Raw genomic sequence first — 25,482 nt, forward strand, 5'->3', positions numbered from 1 at the left:
CTTGCAATCTCCTGGGTCTGCCTGAAGGAACGCTTAAGGGGCACAGATGTACGACCCGACACGGCTGGCGGCACTGGTGGCGGTCGCCGAGGCCGGTTCGATCACCCGGGCCGCGGGCCGCCTCGGCTACACCCCTCCCGCGCTCTCCCAGCAGCTGACCAAGCTGGAGCGCGAAGCGGGGGCGGCGCTGCTGGTCCGCCATCATCGCGGAACCCGGCTGACGCCCGCCGGTGAGGTGCTCGCCGCGCATGCCCGGCGGGTGCTGGACGAGATGGACCGCGCGCGACATGAACTGGCCCGGCTGGCCGGGCTGTCCGGCGGCCGGCTCCGGGTGGGCACGTTCACCACGGCCGGCGTCCATCTCCTGCCGCCGGTGCTGAGCTCGTTCCGCCGGGCCCATCCGGATGTGGAACTGACCGTGGCCGAGTACGAACCGCCGTACGGGGTCGCCGCGGTGGCCTCGGGCGAGGTGGACCTGGCCCTGACGCACGAGTACGAACCGGGCGAACCGTACCCGTTGCCCGCGGGTGTCCTTCTGGAGCCCCTGCTGGTCGAGGAGTTGGTGCTGGTGACTGCACCGGGGCAGCTGCTGGCCGGCGGCTCGGGACGGCTCCCGGTCGATGAGCTCGCGGGCCGGCCTCTCATCAGCAGTGCGCCCTCGCACCCTCCCCGCAGGGGTGTGGAGGGTGCGCTGGCGCGGGCGGGGGCGACATCGGCCGTGGTCTGCGAGTCGCCCGGGTATGCGCTGGTCTGCGCACTGGTCAGCGCGGGGCTCGGGGTCGCGGTCGTACCGGAGATGGTGGCCAGAACGGCGACGACGCCGCTCGGGGTGCGGCCGCTCGAGCCCGCTGCGTTCCGCCGCACGATCTCCGTGGCGCACCGCGGCGACGAGTCCGGTCCCGCAGCCCGCTCTCTGCTGGCCCTGCTGCGCGCCGGGTTCGCACAGGCCACCGGGTAGTGCAACGGCGCGAACCGGCGTCACGGTCGCCGCGGTGCAGTCATTCCGGGCTCTGGACGGGTGCGGGCACCGGCGGCCAGGGCAGCGCGATACGAACGGTCTTGCCACCGTCAGGAGTGGGGATCACCGACAGCCGCCCGCCGTGCTCGGCGGTGAGCCATCGGATGATCACCATGCCCCGGCCGTTGTCCTGCTGCACCGCGGCGGGCAGCCGCTGCGGGTGGCGCGGATGGCTGTCGGTGACGCCGATACTCAGGTGCTCGTCGCGTTCGAGCCGGACGTCGACGGTGAAGGTCGGCGACTGCCCGAAAGTGTGCTGCACGGCGTTGGTCGCGAGCTCGGAGACGATGAGCCGCACGGTGTCGGCCGTTTCCACCTCCCCCGGGAGGCCCCATTCGGCGAGAACGCCGGAGATGTATCTCCGCGCTGCGGAGACCGAGGCGGGATCGCTCGGCAGAGTGATGGATGCTTCCTGGTGGTCTGCCATGGCGGGCCGTCCCTTTCCCACCGAGGCCGGATGACGACACGTGGCGACACGTAGCGGTGATGTGCCGGAGCGGCCCCGGACTGCGCTGGTCCTCAGACTGCCACCGTTGATGACCCCGTAACCCTCGATCCCCCCGGATATGCATATATCTGTCGCTCAAAGCAGTGAACTCTGCTACGCGAGAACGTATTTGGGCGCACACTGGGTGGCTGCGTCATCGGTGGCCGCGGTCCCCCGGGCGGCTCGCCGAAGTCCGGAAGGAGGCGGCTGCGTGCGTCAGGGTCCGGTGGTGCGCCGCCGCAAGCTCGGTGAGGAGTTGCGCGGGCTGCGGCTCGGCGCGGGCCTCACCAGCCGGGAGGCTGCCCGGCTGGTGGGATGGCATCAGTCGAAGGTGAGCCGGATAGAGACCGCGGCGAGCGGGGTGAAACCGGCCGATGTGATGCGGCTGCTCGACGCCTACGGGATCACGGACACTCGGCTGCGCGAACTACTCGGGGCGCTCGCCGGGTCGGCGGGAGGCGGCGGCACGGGCTGGTGGCACGCCTACCGCGGGGTGATTCCGCCCCAGTACCGGGACTTCATCAGTCTGGAGTCCCAGGCGAGTTCCGCCCGCACCCTCGAGACCTCGGTGGTGCCCGGCCTCCTGCAGACCCCGGACTATGCACGGGCGGTGACCCGTTCGGCACTGGACGGTGTGTCCGCCGCGACCGTGGATTCGCTGGTGGAGGTACGACTCGCCCGGCAGGAAGTGCTGCACGGGAAGCGTCCGCTCCAGTTCAGCGCCGTCCTGGACGAGGCGGTGCTGCGCCGGCAGGTGGGCGGGCCCCGGGTGATGCGGGCGCAGTTGGCACGGGTACTGGAGACGGCCCAACTGCCCCATGTGCGGCTTCAGGTGCTTCCCTTTTCGACGGGCGGTTATGCGGGCCTCACCGGGCCTTTCGTTATTTTCTCATTTCCGACCACTTCTGATCTGGACGTAGTTGTTCTAGACCACTTGACGAGTAGCCTCTATCTGGAGCGGAAGGAAGACCTCGAGGCGTACGGCGCCGCGTTCCGCACCATGCAGGCGCACGCGCTCCCGCTCCAGGACTCGTTGGCCCTCATCACCGGGATCGGTGACGGCGCGTAGGAGGCACGCCCATGTCTGATCACCTGATATGCATGCGCACCCGGATCTGCACCCCATGGCGGCGCAGCAGCCGCAGCGTCGGAATGAACAACTGCGTCGAGGCGGCGCGCTGCGCCGACGGCAGGTTCGCCGTGCGCGACTCCAAGGACGTCCGGCGTACCCCGCTGCTCTTCTCGCCCCGGGCATGGAGCGGCTTCGTCCACGGACTGCGCGAGGACGCCACCCGCTGACAGGTCCGTCGCCCGGAGGACCCTCAGGGCCGCGAAGGCGGCCCCGGGCCACGGCTCAGCGGGGCGGCGCCGTCCTCAGGACGACCGCGACGGCCTCGTCGATCTGCCGGTCCGTGAGATCGGCCCTCGCGGTGAGCCTGATCCGCGAAATGCCGTCGGGCACGGACGGCGGCCGGAAGCAGCCGACCGCCAGCCCCTCCGCCCGGCAGTCCGCCGCCCATCCCACGGCCGCCTCCGGTGACGGTGCCTGCACCGAGACGACCGCCGCGTCCGGGCGTGCGGCGGTCAGCCCGGCCCCCGTCAGCCGTTCGTGGAGGGTGGCCGCGACGGCACGGGCACGGTCGGCGAATCCCGGCTCGCGGCGCAGCAGCCGCAGGCTCGCCAGAGCGGCCCCGGCCGCGGCCGGGGCGAGGCCGGTGTCGAAGATGAACGTCCGTGCCGCGTTCACCAGATGGTCGATGACACGGGCCGGGCCGAGCACGGCGCCGCCCTGGCTGCCCAGGGACTTGGACAGGGTCAGGGTGGCGACGACGTGCGCTGCGCCCGCCAGCCCGGCGGCATGCAGTGCACCACGGCCGCCGTCCCCGAGAACGCCGAAACCGTGCGCGTCGTCGACGACGAGAGCCGCTCCTTGCGCGCGGCAGACGTCCGCGAGCGCGGTCAGCGGCGCCGCGTCTCCGTCCACGGAGAAGACCGAGTCGGTGACGACGAGGGCACGCCGGCCCGGGTGGACCTCGAGCGTCTTGCACACGGCCTCCGGATCGGCGTGCGGCACCACTGCCGTCTCCGCCCGCGAGAGCCGGCAGCCGTCGACGATCGAGGCGTGGTTGCCCGCGTCGGACACGATCAGGGAGCCGTGGGTGCTCAGCGCCGTGAGTGCGGCGAGATTGGCCGCGTATCCGGAGGAGAACACCAGTGCGGCCTCGAACCCGCAGAACTCGGCCAGCTCACGCTCGAGTTCCGCATGCAGTTCGGTGCTGCCCGTGACCAGCCGGGAGCCGGTGGAACCCGCACCCCAGCGGCGGGCGGCGGCGGCCGCCGCCTCGGTGACCTCGGCCCTGCGGGTGAGGCCGAGGTAGTCGTTGCTCGCGAGATCGAGCAGGGCGGCGTCGGCAGTTCGCGGCCGGAGCATGCGTACGAGGCCCGCATCCGCGCGCAGACGCGCCGCGTCGTCCGTCCATGCGAAGGGATCCTGGGGCAGGAACTGCGACATGGGGCTCCGGTCCTTTTGTAGGCAGCGAACAGACCCTAGCCCGGGACGGCAGAGGTCAGGGTGTGGCCATACACACACCTCAATCCGCGCGTGTTGTCGAGTTCCTCCTTGGCCGCGGGGTGTCCGGTAGGCGAGGATCTGCGCCATGGACCTCCTGAACACGCTGGTGGACAAGGGCCTGCGGCGTGAGCTGCCGACCCGCGAAGAAGCGCTCGCCGTACTGGCGACCTCCGACGACGATCTCCTCGAAGTGGTGGCCGCGGCCGGAAAGGTACGCCGTCAGTGGTTCGGACGGCGGGTGAAGCTCAACTATCTGGTCAATCTGAAGTCCGGTCTCTGTCCCGAGGACTGCTCGTACTGCTCCCAGCGGCTCGGCTCCAAGGCGGAGATCCTCAAGTACACCTGGCTCAAGCCTGACGAGGCGTCGGAGGCGGCGGCCGCCGGAGTCGCCGGCGGCGCGAAGCGGGTCTGCCTGGTCGCAAGCGGCCGGGGGCCCACGGACAAGGACGTCGACCGGGTGTCCCGGACCATCGAGGCGATCAAGGAGCAGAACGAGGACGTCGAGGTGTGCGCCTGCCTCGGACTGCTCTCCGACGGACAGGCCGAACGGCTGCGGGAGGCCGGGGCCGACGCGTACAACCACAACCTCAACACGTCCGAGGGGACGTACGGGGACATCACGACCACGCACACCTACGCGGACCGTGTGGACACCGTCCAGAAGGCTCACGCCGCGGGTCTTTCGGCATGCTCGGGCCTGATCGCGGGCATGGGCGAGAGCGACGAGGACCTGGTCGACGTCGTCTTCGCACTGCGCGAGCTCGACCCGGACTCGGTGCCGGTGAACTTCCTGATCCCGTTCGAGGGCACCCCGCTCGCCAAGGAGTGGAACCTCACGCCGCAGCGGGCGCTGCGGATCCTGGCCATGGTGCGGTTCGTCTGCCCGGACGTGGAGGTGCGGCTCGCGGGCGGCCGCGAGGTCCACCTGCGCACCCTTCAGCCACTGGCGCTGCACCTCGCCAACTCGATCTTCCTCGGGGACTACCTGACCAGCGAGGGCCAGGCCGGCAAGGCGGATCTGGAGATGATCGCGGACTCGGGCTTCGAGGTCGAGGGCACGGACACCACGACCCTTCCCGAGCACCGGGCCGACGCCGCGGCCGGCGGCTGCGGCTCACACTCCGGCGGCTGCACCCCCTGCGGCGAGACGGGGTCCGAGGCCACGGAGGCTCCCGCCGAAGCGACGGCGGCCCGTACGGATCTCGTGGCGGTGCGGCGGCGCGGCGCCGGGACGGACATCGCGCCCAATGCGTAGTTCCGGCGTGCGTGAGCTGGTGGCGCTCGACCGGGCGCATGTCTGGCACCCGTACGGCCCCATGCCCGGCCGTGAGGACCCACTGGTCGTCGAGTCCGCCTCGGGGGTACGGCTCCGGCTCTCCGAACCGGTGCACGGACAGGACGAGTTGGTCGACGGCATGTCCTCCTGGTGGTCGGCGATCCACGGCTACAACCACCCCGTGCTCAACGAGGCGACGCGCAGCCAGCTGGACCGCATGAGTCATGTGATGTTCGGCGGGCTCACTCATGAGCCCGCCGTCCGGCTCGCGACCCGGCTGGTGGAGATCACGCCGGAGCCGCTCCGGCATGTCTTCCTCTGCGACTCCGGTTCGGTCTCGGTCGAGGTCGCGGTGAAGATGTGCCTGCAGTACTGGCGCTCCGTGGGCCGGCCGGACAAGCGGCGGCTGCTGACGTGGCGCGGCGGGTACCACGGCGACACCTGGCAGCCGATGGCCGTCTGCGACCCGGACGGCGGTATGCACCAGCTGTGGTCGGGAGTTCTGCCGCGGCAGATCTTCGCGGACGCGCCGCCGGCGGCATACGACGAGGCCTACGCCGACCATCTGCGTGAGCTCATCGGGCGCCACGCGGACGAGCTGGCCGCGGTGATCGTGGAGCCGGTGGTGCAGGGAGCCGGCGGGATGCGCTTCCACTCCCCCGCATACCTCCGGGTTCTGCGGGAGGCGTGCGACGCGCACGACGTGCTGCTCGTGTTCGACGAGATCGCCACCGGTTTCGGCCGGACGGGCGCGCTCTTCGCCGCGGAGCACGCGGAGGTGTCCCCCGATGTGATGTGCCTCGGCAAGGCGCTGACGGGCGGTTACCTGTCCATGGCCGCGACGCTGTGCACGAGCCGGGTGGCCGACGGGATCTCCCGGGGCGAGGTTCCCGTCCTCGCGCACGGACCGACGTTCATGGGCAACCCGCTGGCATCGGCGGTCGCCTGCGCATCGATCGACCTGCTGCTCGGCCACGACTGGGCCCAGGAGGTCAAGCGCCTGGAGGCGGGCCTGCGCGAGGGGCTCGCCGAGGCCGGTTCGCTGCCCGGTGTACGCGATGTCCGCGTCCTCGGCGCGATCGGCGTCGTACAGCTGGATCACCCCGTGGACATGGCCGCGGCGACGGAAGCGGCGGTCCGCGAGGGCGTCTGGCTCCGCCCGTTCCGCGACCTGGTGTACACGATGCCGCCGTATGTGACGGGCAACCAGGATCTGGCCCGCATCTCGCGGGCGGTGTGCGCGGCCGCGTCGGCGGGGTGAGTCGGGGTGCCGGCCCCGGGGTCGGGGTCCGGCCGGACCGTGGGTGTCCGGTCCTGACGGTCCGGGGGTCTCCACCCCTGTGCCGGCGGGCAGCGGACGCCGAACGGCGTCGCGTCCCGGGTGACCGGTCCGCCGCCGCGGGGCCGGGCCGGCGGCAGCTGGGCCGCCGAGTCATCGGCGCACGCCGGCACCGGCGCACGCGGCCGCCGCGCGCGGTCCGGCCGCCGGATCCGGTCGGGGCGGGGCGGACCTCCGGCGCACCGGCCGGTCCCGCCGGTCCTGCCGGCGTTCGCATCCCGGCCACCGGCCGGTGCCGCAGCCGCCGGGACGACACGTCCATGTGCCGGGCACCGGTGCCCGGCACCATCGGGCTGCGTGCGCGTTGCCGCAGGGCCCGGTCCTCGCGGGGCGCCCCGGGAGGTCGGCGCCGCCCGGGGCGGAGGTTCCGTGGCCGGGTGTGCCCGGACGTGAACGACGGCCCGACAGGGGCGGGAAGCGGCATCACATGTGCCGGGGCGGCGGGGCCTCCGGCGGACAGGCGAGTGCAGAGGAACGAGGAGCAACATGGGCAGCGTCATCGTCGTCAGCGGCACGGGAACGGAGATCGGGAAGACCGTGGTCACCGCGGCCCTGGCCGCCGTCGCCGCCGCGCAGGGCCGGAGGGTGGCCGTGCTGAAGCCCGCACAGACCGGGCTCGGGACCGGAGAGCCCGGCGACGCCCAGGAGGCGGCACGGCTTGCAGGCCCCGGTGTGGGCGCCGTCGAACTCGCCCGCTTCCCGGAACCGTTGGCTCCGAACACGGCCGCTCGACGGGCGGGCATGACCACGGTGAGCCCGGGGGAGGTCGCCGAGGCCGCGGAGAAGCTCGCAGCCGATCACGATCTCGTGCTGGTCGAGGGTGCGGGCGGCCTCCTCGTACGCTTCGATGACGCTGGCGGGACCCTCGCCGACGCCGCCCGGCTGCTGCACGCGCCCGTGCTCGTCGTCGCGACGGCCGGCCTCGGGACCCTCAATGCGACCGGGCTCACCACCGAGGCGCTGCGCGCCCGCTCGCTCGAACCGCTGGGCATCGTGGTGGGAAGCTGGCCGGCAGTGCCGGACCTGGCCAGCCGCTGCAATCTCGGTGATCTCCCCGAATCGGCGGGAGCACCTCTGCTCGGTGCCGTGCCCGAGGGATCGGGCACGCTGCCGCCCGCGGCCTTCCGTGCGGCGGCGCCGCACTGGCTGGCCCCCGTACTCGGCGGAGTGTGGGACGTGGAAGCGTTCGCCGCGGTTGGGGAGTGAGCGGCGCCGTGCGAGCACGAGTCGACGAGATCGTCATCGACTGCGCGGAGCCTGCGGCTCTCGCCCGGTTCTGGTCCGCCCTGCTCGGCGGCGAAGCGGTGGTGCGGGATGCGAGCTGGGCGTACGTCGAACCGCCCGGGTTCGTACGCATCGCGTTCCAGCGCGTGCCGGAGGGCAAGACCGTCAAGAACCGTTTCCATCTGGACCTGGACGCAGGCGACATCGGCGCGGCGGCCGAGGAGGCGGTGCGACTGGGTGCGACGCTGGTCGGCGGCACGGTGACCGACGACCACGGCCGCTTCCAGGTGCTGCGCGACCCGGAGGGGAACGAGTTCTGTCTGGTGACGGCTGACGGAGCCGACTGAGCCCGGCCTTCCGGGGGGACAATCTCCGTACCGGTCGTCGGAGGAGGCCCACGATGCCGTTGCGCAGTGCGAACGTTCCCCGGGACGCCGTCCATCACCCTGTCTTCGCGCGCTTCTACGCGCGCTTGAGCGTGACAGCCGATATGAAGGGCGGAATCGCCGAGTACCGCAAGGAGCTGCTGTCCGGGCTCTCCGGCCGGGTCATCGAGATCGGGGCCGGCAACGGGTTGAACTTCGCCCACTATCCCGGTGCGGTTTCCGAGGTGGTCGCGATCGAACCGGAGCGCACCCTTCGCCGGCTGGCCGCGACAGCGGGACTCCATGCCGATGTGCCGGTCGACGTGGTGCCGGGCGCCGCCGAGGCACTGCCGGTCAAGAGCGAGGCGTTCGATGCGGCCGTCGTGTCCCTGGTCCTCTGTTCAGTGCGGGACCTGCCCCGCGCGCTCTCAGAGGTCAGGCGCGTACTGCGCCCGGGCGGCGAACTGCGCTTCTTCGAGCACGGTCTGGCTCCGGGCAGGGCGATGGCCCAGGCCCAGCGCATGCTGGACCGCACGGTGTGGCCCCTGCTGTTCGGCGGCTGCCACACGGCCCGGGACCCGATCGCGGCGATGGAGCTGGCGGGCTTCGACATCGGCGAGTACCGCACGCTGCGCATCCCGGAGAAGGGTCCTCGACTGCCGTCGTCGTTCACCGTGCTGGGTGTTGCGCGCAGGCCGTACACGGCCGACGCGCCGGTGGGGGATCCGGCCTAGGGTCTTCGTTCGGATCGGGCTGGATCGGTGAGCGGGGTCCAGTGCGTGCGATCGCAAGGCGGAGGAAGGAGCCCACGCGGAGCGTGGGCGACCGACGACAACGCGGCGAGCATGCGTACCGGGGCACGCGAGCCCGGCAAGATCCGAACGAGAGCCCTGGGTGACCGGAAGGGTTCATGTGGACGCCGCACACCGGCACGGCGCGTCGCCCGGCCGGGGGCGCCGCCGGGCACGCCCCGTCCGAGGGCCAACCACACCCTTGCGTTGCGCCGCCGTGCGCTCCACGGCCGCGCGCTCCACCGCACCGGACGCGGCGGCCGTCCCGGTGAACCCTTCCGGTCACAGCACTAGCGACCGCCGTCGTCCCGTCCCCCTTCCGGCCGGCCGCCCTTGTCCAGCTCATCGGCGAACGCCCTGAGCGCGTCGGCCAGTTCCTTCTTTGTCGGCAGCTGGTCGACCTTGTGGTTCAGCTCGTCGATCCGCTTGGCCAGGCCGTCGGGATCCGCCGGGGTGCTGGGCGAGGGCTCCGGGCCGGGAGTTCCGGTCGGCCCGACCGAATCGCCTCCCCAGGAGCCCCCGTCCGCCCCGCTGCCGTCCGAGGAGCCGCCGCCCTCCGTGACACCGACGGAACCACCGTCCGAGGAGCCGCCGTCGGATCCGCTGCCACCCGAGGAGCCCCCGTCGCTCCCGCTGCCGTCCGAGGAGCCGCCGCCCTCCGTGACGCCGACGGAACCGCCGGTGCCGGTGGTGTCCCCGCTCACCCCGCCACTCGTGTCGGGCGGCGTGGGCGTCTCATCGGTGGCACCGACCGGGACACGCGTCGCGTCCGGTGCGCCCGCCGCGATCGCCCCTCCGATTCCCAGCATCGCGATCGCGGCGGCACCGGCCACCGTCGCCGCCACCCGTCTCGCACGCACGTTCTGTCTCGTGGTCATGCGAAGCAACGTAATCGGCAGCGCGCCCGGGACGGGTGGATTCCGGTGATCCTTCAGAGATCGGGGGAACTGCGCTAATGGCTCCATTGCCGCAGCTCGTCGGCGATCGCCCTGACGTCCGCCTTGCCCTGCTTGACCAGCCGTGCGAGATCCCGGACCTGCTCGGGCGAGGTGACCACCTTCAGGCCGGACGCGACCAGGTAGCCGTACGCCACGGCCGACGCGAACATCGCGTTGGAGTGCTCCAGCGCGGGTACGTGCAGCAGCAGTTGCAGCAGGGACGCGGCGCGTGCATGCGGATCGCCGTAGACGGGCGTGCCGAATATCTCCGCCTCATGGCGGCTGACGGCGGCGACGAGCGCTCCCCAGTCGGTGACCTGGGGATCACCGGGCGTCTTGTGCTCAGCGACCATGAGGAGCCAGGCGAGGTCGATCGAGAGGTTCAACGCCCGCCCTTGCCCCGCTCCGCCTCCGACGCGCCGAACTCCTCCGCGAACACCGACTCGTACTGCTTCATGAAGTCCGCCGCGGCCTCGACGAAGGTGCGTCCGGCCTCACCCGCGTCCTGCTTGACGAGCTCCTCGATATAGCGGTTCACGCTCACCCCCCGCTGGTGTGCCCGCCGGCGTGCGGCCTCCGCGGTGCTCTCGTCCACGCGTACGTTCAGCTGAGTCTTCGCCACCTCTTCAAGCTAGCGCCACAGCGCTAGCACCGACAAGAGCAGGAGGTGCCCGTACGCTCTGGGGTACGCAGCATGCAGTACGGAGTACGGGAGCCGCGCGCGCCCACGACCCGGGAGGCAGCTTTGTCGACACCTGCCACTGCTCCGGCCGATGAACTGGCCGCGGACACACCGCTCGCCGCGCGGGCACGCGGCCTCACCAAGGCGTACGGCACGGGCGAGACCACGGTCCTGGCCCTCGACTCTGTGGACGTGGACATCGCACGGGGGCGCTTCACCGCCGTGATGGGCCCGTCGGGATCGGGCAAGTCCACACTGATGCACTGCCTCGCGGGTCTCGACACCGTGTCCGCCGGGCAGGTGTGGCTCGGCGACACCGAGATCACGGGACTGCGGGAACGTGATCTGACCAGGCTGCGCCGGGACCGCATCGGCTTCGTGTTCCAGGCGTTCAATCTCCTGCCGACGCTCACCGCCGCGGAGAACATCACGCTCCCGATGGACATCGCCGGGCGCAAGCCCGACGAGGAGTGGGTGGACCTCGTCATCGACACCCTGGGGCTGCGCGACCGACTGCGGCACCGGCCGGCCCAGCTGTCCGGCGGCCAGCAGCAGCGTGTCGCCTGCGCCCGGGCCCTGGCCTCCCGCCCCGAGCTGATCTTCGCCGACGAGCCCACCGGCAACCTGGACTCGCGCGCCGGAGCCGAGGTGCTCGCCTTTCTGCGGGAGGCCGTGGACCGGCTGGACCAGACGGTGGTGATGGTGACCCATGACCCGGGCGCGGCGGGCCACGCGGACCTGGTGGTCTTCCTTGCCGACGGCCGGATCGTGGACGTGATGCACGAGCCGACCGCCGATGCGGTGCTGGAACGGCTCAAGCACTTCGACTCGCTGCGCCGGAGCTGAGACCGGCATGCTCAGAGCCACGCTGCGGAGCTTTCTCGCCCACAAGGGCCGACTGCTGCTGTCGGCCCTCGCGGTGGTCCTGTCCGTTGCGTTCGTCAGCGGCTCACTGATCTTCTCGGACACCGTGGCCCGCACCTTCGACCGGCTCTTCGCCTCGACTGCGGCGGACGTGACGGTGTCCCCGAGGACGGGACTCGACGAATACGTGCCCTCCGGCGCGGTCCGTACGCTCCCGGCGTCACTGGCCGCGCGGATCGGGACGCTCGACGGAGTCGACGATGCCCACGCCGACGCCTCGGTCGAGAACCTCACGGTCGTCGACGAGCACAACGAGCCGGTCGGACCGACCACCGGTGCCCCCACCATTGCCACCGACTGGCACGTCACCGATCGCAGTCCGGTGCGGCTGACCAGTGGCCGCGCGCCGCACGGTCCCGGGGAGGCACTCCTCGACAAGGACACCGCCGACAAGAAGCACCTCCGCATCGGGGACCGGCTGACCGTGCTGGCCCGGCCCGGCTCGTTCGGGGTCCGGATCACCGGCATCGCGACCTTCACCACCACCAACCCCGGTACTGCCCTGCTGTTCCTGGACCCCGCGACCGCGCCCCGGCAGCTGCTGGGCCGGCCGGACGCCGCCACGTCGATCTCCGTGTACGTGGCGGTCGGAGTGCCGGACGCCGTGCTCGAACAGCGGATCGCGGCCGCTCTCGGGGATGCGTACGAACTGAGGACTGCCGACGAACAGGCCGAGTCCGCCGCCGAACAGCTCGGCGGGTTCCTCGATGTGATCAAGTACGTGATGCTGGGATTCGCGAGGATCCATGCAAGTGCTGTTCTGTGTCTAGAAGCAGCTCCGGGATGACCCACGTCTGAATCGACATCGCGGGCGCCACCCACGGAGCGAACGGCGCCGCTCCCCCATGCGGGGCAAGACGGTCCATGGCCTGCTCCCATAGGCCCGAGTTCTTCCATCGGGTCCAGTGAGAGTGCAGCGCCCCTTCCTTGCCGAACTCCTCGGGTACCTGTCGCCACTGCACGCCAGTGCGTGCCTTGTGCAGGAGCCCGGCGACGACCTGCCGGGGCTCCATCGTGCGCAGCTTCGGGAAGAGGTCGGCCACGGACTCCCATGCGTCGTCCGTCAGCTCGGGTACAAGCCGGTCACGCTCGCGGAACCAGCCGGCGAGTGTGCAAGGCTTCCCCGCTCGACCCTCCGGCGGGCGGCCATTCACGGTGATCGTGGTGTCCAGTAGTTCGAGAAGGCGACGCTTCTTCTCGGGCGCCAGCCTTTCCAGCTTCCTATGGGCCGTCTGAGCAAGTTCCAGCAGATCCTTGGCCCTCTGGCCCGCCTGCTCGGTCTCGGCCTGCCAGGCGGCAGCCTCATTCCTCAGCTTCTGAAGGCTTGCCAGTTCCTCATTGAGCGGGAGCACTGCGGTAGCGGCTGCCGCCTCGGCCTCCGTTTCATCGGCGCCATGTTGAAGCGCCTGACGGACCGACATGGAGATGGTGATGTTTACCGTCTTCCGCAGCGTAGAGATCTGCTTGTCGAGATCTGCAATGCGTTCGGCGTGATTCACACCCTGGCCGGAGCTAACTCCGGCCCAGTCCTCAGCAACCATGCGGAGCCGGTCAAGGTCCCCTAGGGCCGCGCAGAAGGTGCTCCATACGGATTTCTCGGTGACCTCCGCCTCCAGGAAGGGGCAGTCACAGCCGTTGTCACAGCGGTACCCGTGACAGCTCCCGTTGTGGAGGTATCCCGTATAGCGCTTCCCGCACGGGGATACCAGGCGGTTGCTCAGGATGTAGAGCCGCCCCCGGTTTACGGGAGGGCCTTTCTTCACGAGCTTGGCGGCTTCGCGCAGCTCCTCTGCTTCGTCCTTGGTGAAGACGGAGGGGAGTTCGATGGTGACCCGATCTCCGTACAGCGGATTGCCCTCGCGGTCCAGCTGAGCCTTGCTGCTCTTGCGGAAGATAATCCGCGAGTTCAGGACGGGGTCGCCCATCATGATTTTCTGGAGGTTCTGGTACGACCAGGGCCTGCCACTGCGCGTCAGCTTGCCCTCCGAGTTCAGGACTGCGGCTGCGTTCCGCCAGCTCTTGGTGCCGACGAAAACCTCCCGGCCGCGCCGGAGCGTTGGCGTCTCTGCTCCAGAGAGAACCAGTCGGGACTCACCTTTGACGCCCCGGTTCTCGACCTCGTACCCGAAGGGGACGAAGCCTCCCGTGTAACCGCCTTCCTCGGCCTTCTCCTGAAGGCCGCCTTGCGTACGGTCGCGGATGGTCTCGCGCTCGTCCTCGGCGCGGTCTGCGTCCTTGCGCATCCGGGACCGACCTTCGGCTGTGCTGTTGTCGTAGTCGCCCTTGACGACGTTGGTGAACACGCTTCGCTCTTCGAGTTCCCACACCCAGGGCCAGAAGGCCCTGTCTCTCCGGCCGATGGCGCGAGCCTCGGCCACGCAAACAAAGTCGAAAGGCGGGTGGGTCTGCCTTGCAGCCTCCATGAGGCGGGTCAGGTCGGGGCGCTCGTGCCACTCCAGGCTGCCGCTAAAGCCCCCATCGGCGTAGATACCGACCAGGGCATGCCCCTTCTTGGCGATGTGCTTGATCACGCGCTTGCCCGTGTACGCCAGGCCGTAGCCCTGCTTCTGTTCCTCCGTGGAAACGCGGAGGTAGGCCACCGCCCGGCGCTGCCCCGGCTTCGGCTGCTGGATCACAGCCCCAATCTCGTCCAGCAGAGCCCGGAGCTCTGCGTCTTCCAGATTCGTGAGAGTCTCTGTCATGTCAGTCCCTTCGCGACTGGCCAGACCCCGGGGTGCGGGCCAACGCCCCCGGGGTCACCCGTGTGGCGGATTATGCCGCCTTCTCGCCAGGCTCGGGCGCAAACAGGATCTCCAACACCTCTTCGTAGACAGCGCGGTTGGGCTTGCCTACGCACAGCGTGATCGTGATCTTGGGATCAGGCTCCCCCGCGAAGTGAGGCCGCCGCGTCTTCCCCTGAAATCGATCGCCCTGCGGGACGGAGAGGGGTCGCTGAGATGGACTCCGTCGGCGTCTGGGTGAACGGCGACCGGGCCTACGGCTGGTGCCAGGTCATGGGACGCCTCGAATCCCCGGGTCTGCCATCTCAGCCCGCCAATGGATGCGGGTCTTGTGGGAGCCGGGGACCCCGGCGAGCATCGACATCGACGCCCGCCGGGCCCTGATCCCCAGCGCTTCCCAGGATGCAAAAACGGGGGGCAACGGCTCTTTGCCGATAGCCCCCCGCGCCACGGAGCGGGACAGTGTCTGCACTACTCCACCAGCCATCCGATGATGGCCAGCACGATGATTGCGACGACGAGGTACTTCCACATGAATGCTGCGTCATCGCGCCTGCGCTGCTCCTGCGCCCTCTGCATGCGCCACGCCTTGTCTGGATCCTCCACCGCTCCCCTCCTCTCCTCTCGCCACGCAGTGTGGCGGAGGAGGAGGGGCAGCGGGAGGGAAACGGCGGACACTACGCCGGCACGGGGTTGTAGTTGGCGAAGGACTGCACGACCTCCCCGTGGATCCAGTAGCCGCCGCCGGTCCAGGACACCTTGCCCTTCAGGGCGTCCTTGTACTGCTCGCGGAACGCCTTGAAGGCGTCGTTCTGCTGGAACGGAACGTCGATCTTGTACACCGACGGCCAGTCCGGCCAGTCGGCCGGTCGCGGCTTCGGGCCCCGGTTGTTGCCGTTGTCCAGGCAGGCCGCTCCACTGACCCTGCGGCGGAGCCGGGGGCGTCGGTGCCTGCGGCACCGGCGGGCCCTGATAGCCCGGAGCCTGCGGGACGCTGACGTTCGGCCCGAACGGCGGAGGCACCGGAGCACCCACTGCCGCAGGCGCAGGCGGCCCACCCACGCCTGGGACTTCATGACCCGCCAGGCGTTGCCCATGGCGGCGTACACGCCGCCCTCCTCCAGCTCTTCGAAGGCCGCCGTCAGTTCGGCGACCGTGTTCGCCCGGACCACCAGGAAGGGCGGCTTCTGCGGGTCGTAGGACAGCGTGTAGCGGTGGTTGTGCGGGTTGCTGGGGTACTCGGGGTAGTTCACTTCGTCGTCCCTCTCCGGCGCGTCCCAGTCGGTGCCCATACCGTCGTCCACCTTCGCCTGGTCGGTGTCGTTCACTCGTCCTCGTCTCTTTTGATCTCGTTACGTATGCAGCCCGGATAGTGGCCGCACTGCTCGCAGCAGGCGCCGCAGTCGCAGTCAGGGGGCATCAGCCGCGTGCCGTGCGGCACGCCCGGCACGTGGGGTACTCATCGCTGTTGACCTGGCCGCACGCCGTGCAGCCCCAGAGCCTGGTAAGCCAGCGGATGGGCTTGAGCGTCATGCGCACTTGCCCTTCGGCCTGCCCCAGCCCGCCGGCCTCGGCAGGGCGGGGCGGTTGGACCAGTGCATGACCCGGTTCATCTCGGCCCGGGTCAGGTCCGTGCCGGTGAAGCTCTTGTTCACGGCGTCGCTCATCTTGCGGTAGCTGCTGTGGCGGTAGCTCACGCTCCCGTGACCTCTAGGAAGAACAGCTCGCCGCTCTCCTCGTCCTCGACCCCGATCACGGCCTTGGCTCCGGTCGCCTCGATAGGCGAGGCGTTCAGAGTCGACGTGTTCCTGTTGATCGTGCGAATCAGCAAATCGCGGAGCTCTTCGACGGTCATTGGTCCCTCTCAGAACGGTGGTTGGTAGCCCGGGTGGTCCGGGTCATGAAGCTGGGCCCATGGCCCGCCAATGGCGTGGCAGGAGGACTGCACGTCACAGAGGAAGCAGTCCTTCTTCACGATGCCCTCGGCCGGGAAGTGGCCGGAGGTGACCTTCGTCCACGCTTCGCCGTACACGGCGCCGACCTCCGCCCGTGAGGCGTCGCCAAGATCGATGGGCTTGGACAGGGGCGCCCGTGCGATTCATGAAGGCGGCCCCGTGCTCGGGGCGGATGCCGTACTTGACCTCCACCAAGGCCGCGTACGTCCGGAACTGATCCGGAGTATTCGGCGGCCGCTTCGAGGTCTTCAGGTCGACGATCCAGTGCTTCTTGAAGATCGGGTCGTAGAAGACCCGGTCCAGGAACGCCTTGATCTCGACCGGGCATCCGGGCAGGCGCCCGGAGATGTCCATCTCGATGGCTGGTTCGCCATCGGGCGTCGTCCAGATCTGCCAGGGGCTGCGCTCTCGCCAGCCGATGTACGACTGGACGAACTGCAAGCCGATGACGCGCCAGCGCTCGATGTCCTCGCTGGCGCTCTTGCGCCAGGCGTTCTCGTTGGGCTCCGCCTGGCGAAGCTTGGCCAGCTGGACATTGAACAGCGTCTCGAAAGCCTCTGCCGCCTTGAAGGCGACGCCCGGCTTATCGACCTGAGCCAGGTCGTAGAACTCGGTGGCGGAGCTCGTCAGGCAGCAGCTCGCCGTGCTGCTCCATCTGGTGTACGCGCTGCTGGGTCTGGCGATCGTCATCGCGGTCATGGGGGTCGTGAACACCCTGGCCCTCTCGGTGGTGGAAAGGACCCGGGAGATCGGACTGCTGCGGGCGATCGGGCTCTCGCGGATCCAGCTGCGCGCATGATCCGTCTGGAGTCCGTCGTGATCGCGGTCTTCGGGGCGGTGCTCGGGCTCGCGCTGGGAATGGTGTGGGGCGTGGCGGTGCAGCAGGTGCTCGCACTGGAGGGCATGACCGCGTTCGCCGTGCCGTGGGGGACGGTGGTCGCCGTCGTGGCCGGATCCGTGGCCGTGGGTCTGGTCGCGGCGGTGGTTCCCGCGCTGCGCGCCTCACGGATGAACGTGCTCACCGCCATCGCCCATGAATGACCGCTGGTCCGGGCCCTGTCCGTATGTCGGAAACGCGTCGACGGCCCCGGGCACGGGTGGTGGGATGGCAGCTATGAACGATCTACGTATTCGGGCCGCCGCACCGGACGACCTCGCCGCCGTGCTCGCATTCTGGAAGGTGGCCGCCGAGGGCACCAGCATCAGCGACGACCGGGAGGGGGTCGAGCGCCTCGTCGCCCGTGACCCCGGGGCGCTGATCCTCGCGGAGCGGAAGGGCGAGCTGGTGGGCACGGTGATCGCGGGATTCGACGGGTGGCGCTGCCATCTCTACCGGCTCGCGGTGCACCCCGGACACCGGCGTCGCGGAGTGGGCGGCATCCTTCTCACCGCGGCCGAGGACAGGTTCGTACAGCTGGGCGGCAGACGCGGGGACGCAATGGTGCTGGACCGCAACGAGCGGGCGCACCACGCCTGGCGCTCGGCCGGTTATGCGCCGGAGCCGCAGTGGAGCCGCTGGGTGAAGCCGTTCACCACCCACGCGTGACAGAGCTGCTTTGCCGGTCCTTTACCATGGGTGGACCATTCACCATCGAACGAAAGGTGTGAGCGTCCGTCCATGGGCGAGCCTCCCAGTAGCCGACATCGCGCGATCCTCCTCCCCCTGGCCGATCATGGGACGGAGGTGAACCGATGACCGAAGTGCTCCTGCTCATGGTGGCGGTGCTGCTCTGCCTCGCCTGTGGAGCATTCGTCGCGGCGGAGTTCTCGCTCACGACCGTCGAGCGGTCCGATCTCGAACAGGCGGCGGAGCGCGGCGAGCGCGGGGCGGCGAGCGCCCTCAAGGCCGTCCGCGGACTCACCTTTCAGCTCTCGGGTGCGCAGCTCGGCATCACCGTCACCAATCTGGTCGTCGGCATGCTCGCCGAGCCGTCCATCGCCAAGCTGATCAGCGGGCCGATCGAGGCGCTCGGTGCGTCGCCGTCCGTGGCCTCGTCGACGGCGCTCGTCATCGGCACGGGACTCTCGACGGTCGTGCTGATGGTCGTCGGCGAGCTGGTCCCCAAGAACTGGGCGATCTCGTCGCCGCTCGCGGTGGCAAAGGTCGTGGCGACGCCACAGCGGATGTTCTCAGCCGCCTTCCGCCCGCTGATCGGGCATCTGAACAGCACGGCGAACCACATGGTCCGGCGCCTCGGATTCGAGCCGACCGAGGAACTGGCCTCCGCACGCTCACCCCAGGAGCTGGTCGCGCTGGCCCGTCACTCCGCCAGGGCGGGTGCGCTGGAGGCGGACACCGCCGAACTGTTCGTGCGCACCCTCAGTCTGGCCGAGCTGACGGCGGAGAACGTGATGACGCCGCGGGTTCAGGTCACCGCCCTCGAGCTCCAGGCCACGGCGGAGGATGTCGCCAATGCGACCCGCGCCACCGGTCTGTCACGTTTCCCCGTCTACCGGGGCAGCCTCGACACCGTCATCGGGATCGCCCACATCAAGGACGTCCTGGCCGTACCGTCCGAGCAGCGGCCCCGCCATCCGGTGACCGAGCTGCTGCGCGAGCCGCTGCTCGTGCCCGAGACCCTGACCGTGGACCGGCTGCTGGACCGGCTGTCCGGCAAGCGAACCATGGCGGTCGTCATCGACGAGTACGGCGGCACCGCCGGCGTCGTCACCCTCGAGGACATCGTCGAGGAGGTCGTCGGCGAGGTGCGCGACGAGCACGATCCGCATGAGACGCCGGATCTGGCGGCGGCCGGTGAGGACGCGGACGGACGGACGCTGTGGTCGGCCGACGGAGCCGCCCGCACCGATCAGCTGGAGGCCATCGGGCTGCGGGTGCCCGAGGGTCCCTACGAGACGCTCGCCGGCCTGATCGCCACCACGGTCGGGCGCATTCCCGCCGTCGGCGACACCGTGGAAGTGTCCGGCTGGCGGCTCGACGTCGTGGACGCGTCCGGGCGGCGCGCAGCACGGGTACTGATGCATGCGCCACTCGCGTCGGAGGGCCGTTCGGACGGCCATGACGAGGGGAGGGCAGCTCGATGATCGCGGTACAGCTGCTGATCGCCCTGCTGACGCTGGTGGTCAACGCCTTCTTCGTCGGCGCCGAGTTCGCCCTGATCTCCGTGCGCCGAAGCCAGATCGAGCCGCAGGCGGAGGCCGGGAACCGGCGGGCCCGCAGTGTCATCTGGGGGCTGGAACACGTCTCGGCGCTCCTGGCCGCCGCGCAGCTCGGTATCACTTTGTGCACGCTGGTGCTCGGTGTGGTCGCGGAGCCGGCCATCGCGCATCTGCTGGAGCCGGTCTTCGACGCCGTCGGTGTTCCGCACGGGCTGGTCCACCCGATCTCGTTCGTGATCGCCCTTGCGCTGGCGACGTATCTGCACATGCTGCTCGGTGAGATGGTGCCGAAGAACGTCGCCCTGGCCGAGCCGACGCGGACCGCGCTGGCCCTCGGGCCGCCGCTGGTGGCCCTGGCCAGGGCACTGCGCCCGGTGATCTTCGCGATCAACGCCTCCGCCAACGCGCTGCTGAAGTTGCTGCGCGTGGAGGTCAGGGACGAGGTGTCGGCGACCTTCTCCGACGCCGAACTGGCACGGATGGTCCGGGACTCCGGTGACGCGGGGCTGCTGGACGACCGGGCGGCCGAGCGACTGCGCGACGCGCTGGACCTCGGACGCCGACCGGTCGCGGACGTGGTGGTGCCGCTGGAGCGAGTGGTGTACGCGCATGTCGGCATCACGCCCGAGGAGCTGGAGCGTCTTTCGGCGGAGTCGGGCTTCTCCCGCTTCCCCGTGGTGGAGAGCTCACGCAAGATCCTGGGCTATCTGCACGTGAAGGATGCCCTGGACGAGGTGCCGCAGGACGAGGCGTTCCCGGTCACGGCGCTGCGGCCGATCGCGCGGGTGCGTGCGTCCAGCCCGATGGACGACGTTCTCACCGCGATGCGTCGCAGCCGTACGCATCTGGCGGCGGTGATGGACGCGAACGGCAAGCTCGCCGGCCTGGTCACGATGGAGGACGTGCTCCGGCAACTGGTGGGCCGGTCCGGTCAGGGCCGCTGAGCGGCCGGTCCCCGGTCCGTGGTCTCGGTGATGCCGGGGCCGCGGCCGCCGACCCCTGACGCCCCGATCGCCGTGAGCACGGCGAGCAGTGTCGCGAGGCCGGCCGTCGCCAGGGCGGCTGGCCAGTCGACGTCGAAGAGATTCGTCGCCCCGGCCACGAGCACCGCGGTGAGCGACTGGGCGAAGGTGCGGACGGCGCGTTCGGCGGTGGCGGTCCAGAAGGCCGCACTCCACAAGTTAGTCATGTACGGGTCATACCCCGCCGGCTCTCCCGCTCGCACACCTGCATCCGGACACCGCCCCGGCGACCGGCGGGTGGCCGCCACGAAGGGACGACATACCGCGCGGTATGATTCGTCGGCCATGGAGATGAATGCTGCATACACCAGTCTTGTCGCGGTCGGCGACTCGTTCACCGAGGGCATGTCCGACCGGCAGCCCGACGGCTCGTACCGGGGCTGGGCCGATCTCCTCGCGGCACGCCTCGCTCGGCACACGCCCGGATTCCGCTACGCGAACCTCGCCGTGCGCGGCAAGCTCATGGGCCAGATAGTCGACGAGCAGGTGGACCGTGCGGCCGCGATGAAGGCGGATGTGGTGACGCTGGTCGGCGGGCTCAACGACACCCTGCGTCCGAAGTGCGACATGGGCCGGGTGCGAGGACTGCTGGACGAAGCCGTCGAGAAGCTCGCCCCCTCCTGCGAGCAGCTGGTCCTGATGCGCAGTCCGGGCCGCAACGGGCCGGTCATGGAGCGCTTCCGGCCGCGCATGGAGGAGCTCTTCGCCCATGTCGACACGCTCGCGGCGCGGCACGGTGCGCTGGTGGTGGACCTGTACGGCGCTCCGGTTCTCGCGGACCAGCGACTCTGGGACGCGGACCGGCTGCATCTGACCGCCGAGGGCCATCGCAGGGTCGCCGAGGCCGTATGGCAGACACTGGGGATGACCGCCGAGGACGACTGGCGGGCGCCGCTGCCGCCGGCGGTGCGTCCCGGATGGGCGGCCCGGCGGACGGCGGACGCGCGGTTCGCCCGGCGGCATCTGGCGCCCTGGATCGCGCGTCGGCTCACCGGGCGCTCGTCCGGTGACGGCCTGCCCGCGAAGCGCCCCGAGCTCCTGCCGTACGAAACCTCGGGAGAGAACCCGTACGAGGCCCCGCTCGCCGGGGGGCACTCGTAGCAAGGCACAAATCGGGGCGGGGCGCTGGCCTGCGCAAACCGCCAGTAGAATCCCTTCACGTGACTGCAAAGCCTCGCATCCCCAACGTCCTGGCCGGCCGCTACGCCTCCGCGGAGCTCGCCGTCCTGTGGTCCCCCGAGCAGAAGGTGAAGCTGGAGCGTCAGCTCTGGCTGGCCGTGCTGCGTGCCCAGAAGGACCTCGGGATCGAGGTGCCGGACACGGCGCTCGCCGACTACGAGCGCGTCCTCGACCAGGTCGACCTGGCCTCGATCGCGGAGCGCGAGAAGGTCACCCGTCACGATGTGAAGGCGCGCATCGAGGAGTTCAACGCACTCGCCGGTCACGAGCACGTGCACAAGGGCATGACCTCCCGTGATCTGACCGAGAACGTCGAGCAGTTGCAGATCCGCCTCTCGCTGGAGCTGGTGCGGGACCGTACGGTCGCGGCGCTGGCGCGCCTCGGGAAGCTCTCCGGGGAGTACGCGGAGCTGGTCATGGCCGGCCGTTCGCACAACGTCGCCGCGCAGGCCACCACGCTGGGCAAGCGTTTCGCGACGGCGGCCGACGAACTCCTGGTCGGGTACGGCCGACTGGAGGAGCTGCTGGGCCGCTACCCACTGCGCGGTATCAAGGGCCCGGTCGGCACCGCCCAGGACATGCTCGACCTGCTCGGCGGGGACGCGGCGAAGCTCGCCGAGCTGGAGCAGCGGATCGCGGGGCACCTGGGCTTCGCCCACGCCTTCACCTCGGTCGGCCAGGTCTATCCCCGGTCGCTGGACTACGACGTCGTCACGACGCTGGTGCAGCTCGCCGCGGCGCCGTCCTCGCTGGCGAAGACGATCCGGCTGATGGCCGGGCACGAGCTCGTCACCGAAGGCTTCAAGCCCGGCCAGGTCGGCTCTTCCGCGATGCCGCACAAGATGAACACCCGCTCCTGCGAGCGTGTCAACGGCCTGATGGTCATCCTCCGCGGCTACGCCTCGATGACCGGCGAGCTGGCGGGCGACCAGTGGAACGAGGGCGACGTCTCCTGCTCGGTGGTGCGCCGGGTCGCGCTCCCCGACGCCTTCTTCGCCTTCGACGGTCTGCTCGAGACCTTCCTGACGGTGCTGGACGAGTTCGGTGCGTTCCCCGCGGTCGTCGCGCGTGAACTCGACCGCTACCTGCCGTTCCTGGCCACCACCAAGGTCCTGATGGGCGCGGTGCGGGCCGGTGTCGGCCGCGAGGTGGCCCACGAGGCCATCAAGGAGAACGCCGTCGCCTCGGCCCTGGCGATGCGCGAGCAGGGCGCCGAGCGCAACGAGCTGCTGGACAAGCTCGCCGCCGACGACCGCATCCCGCTCGACCGGGGCCGGCTCGAAGCGCTGATGGCGGACAAGCTGTCCTTCACGGGCGCGGCGGGCGACCAGGTCGCGTCGGTGGTCGCCCGTATCGAGGAGATCACCAAGCAGCACCCGGTTGCCGCCGGATACGCACCGGGGTCGATCCTCTGACCCGGATCACCCCCGCCGAGCTGGAGGCCGCCCGCGACCGCCTCGTTCCCGATGTGGTCGCGGAAGGTCTCGCCGTCCTCTTCTGCGGTATCAACCCCGGCCTGATGACGGCCGCGACGGGCCACCACTTCGCACGCCCCGGGAACCGCTTCTGGCCGGTACTGCATCTGTCCGGGTTCACCCCGCGCCGGATGCAGCCGGCGGAGCAGGACGAGCTGCTGGAGTACGGGCTCGGCATCACCAATGTCGCTGCCCGGGCGACCGCCAGGGCCGACGAGCTCAGCGACGAGGAGTTCCGTGAAGGCGGCCGCATCCTCACCGAGAAGGTGGTGCGGCTCCGGCCCCGCTGGCTCGCCGTTGCCGGAGTCACGGCCTACCGGACGGCCTTCGGGGACCGGAAGGCACGCATAGGCCCGCAGGAGCGGACGATCGGCGGGACCCGGATCTGGGCGCTGCCCAATCCCAGCGGGCTCAACGCCCACTGGACGCTGCCGGCCATGGCCGAGGAGTACGGACGGCTCCGGACTGCCGCGGCGGTTGCCGAGCGGACCGGGAACCCCGGTACTGCGCGGGACCACGGCGCCTTCTGAGGCTCGGAGCGGTAGGCCCTGATCGGGGGTTTCCCCGCATACGCGGGATGCCTGCCACCGCGCACCCGTGGGCTGCTCACGGCGGATCCGTCTCGGTGACGACGGCCAACAACTGATACGGCAACTCGGTGTCCCACTTCGAGACTCCGAGCACCACCCAGAGGCCGTCCACCCGCCACAGATGTACGTCGGGAACCGAGTTGCTGAGCACAAGCCAGGGTTGCGGTATGTCCTCGCCGCCCTCGTGGCATCTGGTGAAGACCGGGAACAGGCTGAAGACCTGGGGTGCGCCCCACCGTTCGCTCAGCAGCAGCGCCAGGGCCTCACGCTCCGCGTCGTACTGTTCGCCGACGACCTCCATCCGCGACCGGTCGTCCCAGAAGTCCTCGCTCGTGCTCAGCTCGGCCGTGTGAAACCCCGGGCCGCTGTCACCCACGTCCGACCGGCCGGACTCCGCGGGGAAGGGCCGGGAGCGCAGCAGGTCGATGATCGCCAGGTGCCGTGCGAGGGTCATGGGTCCAGTAAACCTGCCGGCACTGACATGTGGCGTACCGTCAGACGAGCACCGGCGGTCCCGCGCATGCCCGCTCTCGCCGTGCCCCCCGGCATTGAGTACGATCCGGCAGACACGCGCACGAGCTGGAAGGACACACCGTGGGCCGGCTGACCGGCGGGGACCCGTCGCTGCTGCGGCGGATCAATTCCGCGGTGGTACTCCATGCGCTGCGGGGCGCCGGGTCGCGCACGCTCACCGATCTGACGCGCATCACGGGACTGTCCCGCCCCACCGTCGAGGGCGTCGTTGAGGGCCTGATCGAGGGTGGGCTCGTGAGGGAGAGCGAGCCCGAGGAGGGCGTGACCCGGCGGCAGGGGCGGCCTGCGCGGCGCTTCCGGTTCCGCGCGGAGGCGGGCCATCTGCTGGGGGTGGAGATCGGTCCGCACCGGGTGGCCGCGCTGCTCTCGGGCCTCGACGGCCGGATCATGGGCGCCGGGTCGCGCGAGGTGTCGGAGACCGCTTCCGCCGAGGAGCGGCTGGAGCGGGTCCGCGCCGTCGTCGCCGACGTGCTGCGCCGGTCGGGGGTGGCCCGTGGTTCGCTCCGGGCGGTCGGGGTGGGAACGCCCGGCATCGTGGAGGCCAATGGGACCGTACGGCTGGGCACGGCGTTGCCCGGCTGGACGGGGCTCGCCCTGGGCGAGCGGCTGAGGCGCTCCTTCCGCTGCCCGGTGCTGGTGGAGAACGACGCCAACGCGGCGGCGGTCGCCGAGCACTGGAAGGGCGCCGCGACGGATTCGGACGACATCGTCTTCGTGCTGGCGGGGCTGAGCCCCGGCGCGGGCTCGCTGATCGGCGGGCGGCTGCACCGGGGCTACGGCGGTGCGGCCGGGGAGATCGGTGCACTGCATCTGCTGGGCCGCGAGGACACCCCGGAGACGCTGCTGTCGACGACCGGAGAACCCCTGCATCCGCTGGACGAGCAGGCGGTCGCGGAGGTCTTCGCACGGGCACGCAGTGGCGACGCACAGGCCCGCGCGGCCGTCGACCGCTTCATCCAGCGCCTGGTGCACGACGTCGCGGCGCTGGTGCTTGCGCTCGATCCGGAGCTGGTGGTCGTCGGCGGCTGGGCGGCCGGTCTGGACGGCGTCCTCGATCCGCTGCGCGACGAGCTGTCGCGGTACTGCCTGCGGCCGCCCCGTGTGGCGCTCTCCATGCTCGGTGAGGCCGCCGTGGCGACGGGCGCGCTGCGGCTGGCGCTGGACCATGTGGAGGAGCAGCTGTTCGCGATCGAGGGAACGGTGACGGCCCGCCGCTGAACTCGGCGGGCCGCAGGTGCGGTCGGGACGGG

At 70.5% G+C, this 25,482-nt stretch carries 29 protein-coding genes and 2 pseudogenes; 18 read left to right on the plus strand and 13 right to left on the minus strand.

Annotated features, from left to right (window positions below; all coding sequences use genetic code 11):
* The first annotated feature begins 46 nt into the window (after positions 1–46).
* On the plus strand, positions 47–958 hold the full coding sequence (locus AC068D_RS29870; RefSeq protein ID WP_478826211.1) for a LysR family transcriptional regulator: 912 nt from the start codon (positions 47–49) through the stop codon (positions 956–958).
* A gap of 40 nt (positions 959–998) precedes the next feature.
* Here the strand turns inward: AC068D_RS29870 and AC068D_RS29875 are convergent, their stop codons facing one another.
* Positions 999–1,445, minus strand: a complete 447-nt coding sequence (locus AC068D_RS29875; protein WP_478826212.1) for an ATP-binding protein — start codon at positions 1,443–1,445, stop codon at positions 999–1,001.
* 271 nt (positions 1,446–1,716) lie between these two features.
* Here AC068D_RS29875 and AC068D_RS29880 point away from each other — a divergent pair, with 271 nt between their 5' ends.
* On the plus strand, positions 1,717–2,574 hold the full coding sequence (locus AC068D_RS29880; protein WP_478826213.1) for a helix-turn-helix domain-containing protein: 858 nt from the start codon (positions 1,717–1,719) through the stop codon (positions 2,572–2,574).
* Positions 2,575–2,585: 11 nt separating this feature from the next.
* Positions 2,586–2,804, plus strand: a complete 219-nt coding sequence (locus tag AC068D_RS29885; protein WP_478826214.1) for a DUF397 domain-containing protein — start codon at positions 2,586–2,588, stop codon at positions 2,802–2,804.
* A gap of 55 nt (positions 2,805–2,859) precedes the next feature.
* Here the strand turns inward: AC068D_RS29885 and AC068D_RS29890 are convergent, their stop codons facing one another.
* Positions 2,860–4,017 (minus strand): 8-amino-7-oxononanoate synthase, encoded by a 1,158-nt coding sequence (locus tag AC068D_RS29890; protein WP_478826215.1) that lies wholly within the window; start codon positions 4,015–4,017, stop codon positions 2,860–2,862.
* A gap of 145 nt (positions 4,018–4,162) precedes the next feature.
* Between AC068D_RS29890 and bioB the strand changes: the two genes are divergently transcribed.
* The 5 genes from bioB (at position 4,163) to AC068D_RS29915 (ending at position 9,015) form a co-directional block, all read left to right on the plus strand.
* Complete coding sequence (gene bioB / locus AC068D_RS29895; RefSeq protein ID WP_478826216.1) at positions 4,163–5,332, plus strand: biotin synthase BioB; 1,170 nt, start codon at positions 4,163–4,165, stop codon at positions 5,330–5,332.
* Positions 5,325–6,614 (plus strand): adenosylmethionine--8-amino-7-oxononanoate transaminase, encoded by a 1,290-nt coding sequence (locus tag AC068D_RS29900; protein WP_478826217.1) that lies wholly within the window; start codon positions 5,325–5,327, stop codon positions 6,612–6,614. Before bioB ends, AC068D_RS29900 begins: the two co-directional genes overlap by 8 nt.
* 564 nt (positions 6,615–7,178) lie before the next feature.
* Complete coding sequence (bioD, locus tag AC068D_RS29905; protein WP_478826218.1) at positions 7,179–7,898, plus strand: dethiobiotin synthase; 720 nt, start codon at positions 7,179–7,181, stop codon at positions 7,896–7,898.
* 8 nt (positions 7,899–7,906) lie between these two features.
* Positions 7,907–8,263 carry a VOC family protein gene (locus tag AC068D_RS29910; protein WP_478826219.1) on the plus strand — a complete coding sequence of 119 codons (357 nt, stop codon included), beginning with the start codon at positions 7,907–7,909 and terminating at the stop codon, positions 8,261–8,263.
* Between the two features lie 53 nt (positions 8,264–8,316).
* Positions 8,317–9,015 carry a class I SAM-dependent methyltransferase gene (locus AC068D_RS29915; RefSeq protein ID WP_478826220.1) on the plus strand — a complete coding sequence of 233 codons (699 nt, stop codon included), beginning with the start codon at positions 8,317–8,319 and terminating at the stop codon, positions 9,013–9,015.
* A 347-nt stretch (positions 9,016–9,362) separates the two neighbouring features.
* Here the strand turns inward: AC068D_RS29915 and AC068D_RS29920 are convergent, their stop codons facing one another.
* From AC068D_RS29920 to AC068D_RS29930, 3 genes are all read right to left on the minus strand, one after another.
* Entirely contained in the window at positions 9,363–9,950 is a 588-nt protein-coding gene (locus AC068D_RS29920) for a hypothetical protein (RefSeq protein ID WP_478826221.1), read from the minus strand.
* Between the two features lie 74 nt (positions 9,951–10,024).
* The gene (locus AC068D_RS29925) at positions 10,025–10,396 is read right to left on the minus strand and encodes a fic family toxin-antitoxin system, toxin component (RefSeq protein WP_478826222.1); all 372 of its coding nucleotides are present in this window, start codon (positions 10,394–10,396) and stop codon (positions 10,025–10,027) included.
* On the minus strand, positions 10,393–10,632 hold the full coding sequence (locus AC068D_RS29930; RefSeq protein WP_478826223.1) for a toxin-antitoxin system HicB family antitoxin: 240 nt from the start codon (positions 10,630–10,632) through the stop codon (positions 10,393–10,395). Before AC068D_RS29930 ends, AC068D_RS29925 begins: the two co-directional genes overlap by 4 nt.
* Before the next feature lie 72 nt (positions 10,633–10,704).
* Here AC068D_RS29930 and AC068D_RS29935 point away from each other — a divergent pair, with 72 nt between their 5' ends.
* Together AC068D_RS29935 and AC068D_RS29940 are read left to right on the plus strand one after the other, a co-directional pair.
* Entirely contained in the window at positions 10,705–11,538 is an 834-nt protein-coding gene (locus AC068D_RS29935) for an ABC transporter ATP-binding protein (protein ID WP_478826224.1), read from the plus strand.
* 7 nt (positions 11,539–11,545) lie between these two features.
* A pseudogene (locus tag AC068D_RS29940) lies at positions 11,546–12,361 on the plus strand (ABC transporter permease); the annotation flags it as partial.
* Here AC068D_RS29940 and AC068D_RS29945 read toward each other — a convergent pair.
* The 6 genes from AC068D_RS29945 to AC068D_RS29970 all read right to left on the minus strand — a co-directional run bounded on the left by AC068D_RS29945 (position 12,330) and on the right by AC068D_RS29970 (position 17,011).
* Entirely contained in the window at positions 12,330–14,318 is a 1,989-nt protein-coding gene (locus AC068D_RS29945) for a recombinase family protein (RefSeq protein WP_478826225.1), read from the minus strand. The pseudogene AC068D_RS29940 and the gene AC068D_RS29945 overlap by 32 nt on opposite strands.
* 510 nt (positions 14,319–14,828) lie before the next feature.
* A complete protein-coding gene (locus AC068D_RS29950) occupies positions 14,829–14,963 on the minus strand; it encodes a hypothetical protein (protein ID WP_478826226.1) in 135 nt (44 codons plus the stop codon).
* A 71-nt stretch (positions 14,964–15,034) separates the two neighbouring features.
* A complete protein-coding gene (locus AC068D_RS29955) occupies positions 15,035–15,685 on the minus strand; it encodes a hypothetical protein (protein ID WP_478826227.1) in 651 nt (216 codons plus the stop codon).
* Positions 15,686–15,886: 201 nt separating this feature from the next.
* On the minus strand, positions 15,887–16,054 hold the full coding sequence (locus tag AC068D_RS29960; RefSeq protein WP_478826228.1) for a hypothetical protein: 168 nt from the start codon (positions 16,052–16,054) through the stop codon (positions 15,887–15,889).
* Positions 16,051–16,212: a hypothetical protein gene (locus AC068D_RS29965; RefSeq protein WP_478826229.1), complete on the minus strand. Its 162-nt coding sequence runs from the start codon at positions 16,210–16,212 to the stop codon at positions 16,051–16,053. Before AC068D_RS29965 ends, AC068D_RS29960 begins: the two co-directional genes overlap by 4 nt.
* Positions 16,213–16,306: 94 nt before the next feature.
* The gene (locus AC068D_RS29970) at positions 16,307–17,011 is read right to left on the minus strand and encodes a PD-(D/E)XK nuclease family protein (RefSeq protein WP_478826230.1); all 705 of its coding nucleotides are present in this window, start codon (positions 17,009–17,011) and stop codon (positions 16,307–16,309) included.
* Between AC068D_RS29970 and AC068D_RS29975 the strand changes: the two are divergent.
* The 4 genes and pseudogenes from AC068D_RS29975 to AC068D_RS29990 all read left to right on the plus strand — a co-directional run.
* Positions 16,932–17,353 (plus strand): annotated as a pseudogene (locus AC068D_RS29975) (FtsX-like permease family protein); the annotation flags it as partial. The gene AC068D_RS29970 and the pseudogene AC068D_RS29975 overlap by 80 nt on opposite strands.
* Before the next feature lie 73 nt (positions 17,354–17,426).
* Positions 17,427–17,858: a GNAT family N-acetyltransferase gene (locus AC068D_RS29980; RefSeq protein WP_478826231.1), complete on the plus strand. Its 432-nt coding sequence runs from the start codon at positions 17,427–17,429 to the stop codon at positions 17,856–17,858.
* Positions 17,859–18,004: 146 nt separating this feature from the next.
* Positions 18,005–19,357, plus strand: coding sequence for a hemolysin family protein (locus AC068D_RS29985; RefSeq protein WP_478826232.1), 1,353 nt, complete (start codon positions 18,005–18,007; stop codon positions 19,355–19,357).
* Positions 19,354–20,376, plus strand: a complete 1,023-nt coding sequence (locus AC068D_RS29990) for a hemolysin family protein (RefSeq protein WP_478826233.1) — start codon at positions 19,354–19,356, stop codon at positions 20,374–20,376. Before AC068D_RS29985 ends, AC068D_RS29990 begins: the two co-directional genes overlap by 4 nt.
* On the opposite strand, the gene AC068D_RS29995 is transcribed toward AC068D_RS29990, so the two are convergent.
* The gene (locus AC068D_RS29995) at positions 20,364–20,621 is read right to left on the minus strand and encodes a holin (RefSeq protein WP_478826234.1); all 258 of its coding nucleotides are present in this window, start codon (positions 20,619–20,621) and stop codon (positions 20,364–20,366) included. The genes AC068D_RS29990 and AC068D_RS29995 overlap by 13 nt on opposite strands.
* 118 nt (positions 20,622–20,739) lie before the next feature.
* Here AC068D_RS29995 and AC068D_RS30000 point away from each other — a divergent pair, with 118 nt between their 5' ends.
* The 3 genes from AC068D_RS30000 to mug are packed head-to-tail and all read left to right on the plus strand — an operon-like array spanning position 20,740 to position 23,638.
* Positions 20,740–21,555: an SGNH/GDSL hydrolase family protein gene (locus tag AC068D_RS30000; protein ID WP_478826235.1), complete on the plus strand. Its 816-nt coding sequence runs from the start codon at positions 20,740–20,742 to the stop codon at positions 21,553–21,555.
* Positions 21,556–21,614: 59 nt separating this feature from the next.
* A complete protein-coding gene (purB, locus tag AC068D_RS30005; RefSeq protein WP_478826236.1) occupies positions 21,615–23,048 on the plus strand; it encodes an adenylosuccinate lyase in 1,434 nt (477 codons plus the stop codon).
* Positions 23,045–23,638, plus strand: coding sequence for a G/U mismatch-specific DNA glycosylase (gene mug, locus AC068D_RS30010; RefSeq protein WP_478826321.1), 594 nt, complete (start codon positions 23,045–23,047; stop codon positions 23,636–23,638). Before purB ends, mug begins: the two co-directional genes overlap by 4 nt.
* A gap of 76 nt (positions 23,639–23,714) precedes the next feature.
* Here mug and AC068D_RS30015 read toward each other — a convergent pair whose 3' ends face one another.
* A complete protein-coding gene (locus AC068D_RS30015; RefSeq protein ID WP_478826237.1) occupies positions 23,715–24,152 on the minus strand; it encodes a hypothetical protein in 438 nt (145 codons plus the stop codon).
* Positions 24,153–24,292: 140 nt separating this feature from the next.
* Between AC068D_RS30015 and AC068D_RS30020 the strand changes: the two genes are divergently transcribed.
* Positions 24,293–25,450 carry an ROK family transcriptional regulator gene (locus tag AC068D_RS30020; RefSeq protein WP_478826238.1) on the plus strand — a complete coding sequence of 386 codons (1,158 nt, stop codon included), beginning with the start codon at positions 24,293–24,295 and terminating at the stop codon, positions 25,448–25,450.
* The last annotated feature ends 32 nt before the right edge of the window (positions 25,451–25,482 follow it).

The organism is Streptomyces sp. NPDC043861 (assembly GCF_056435905.1).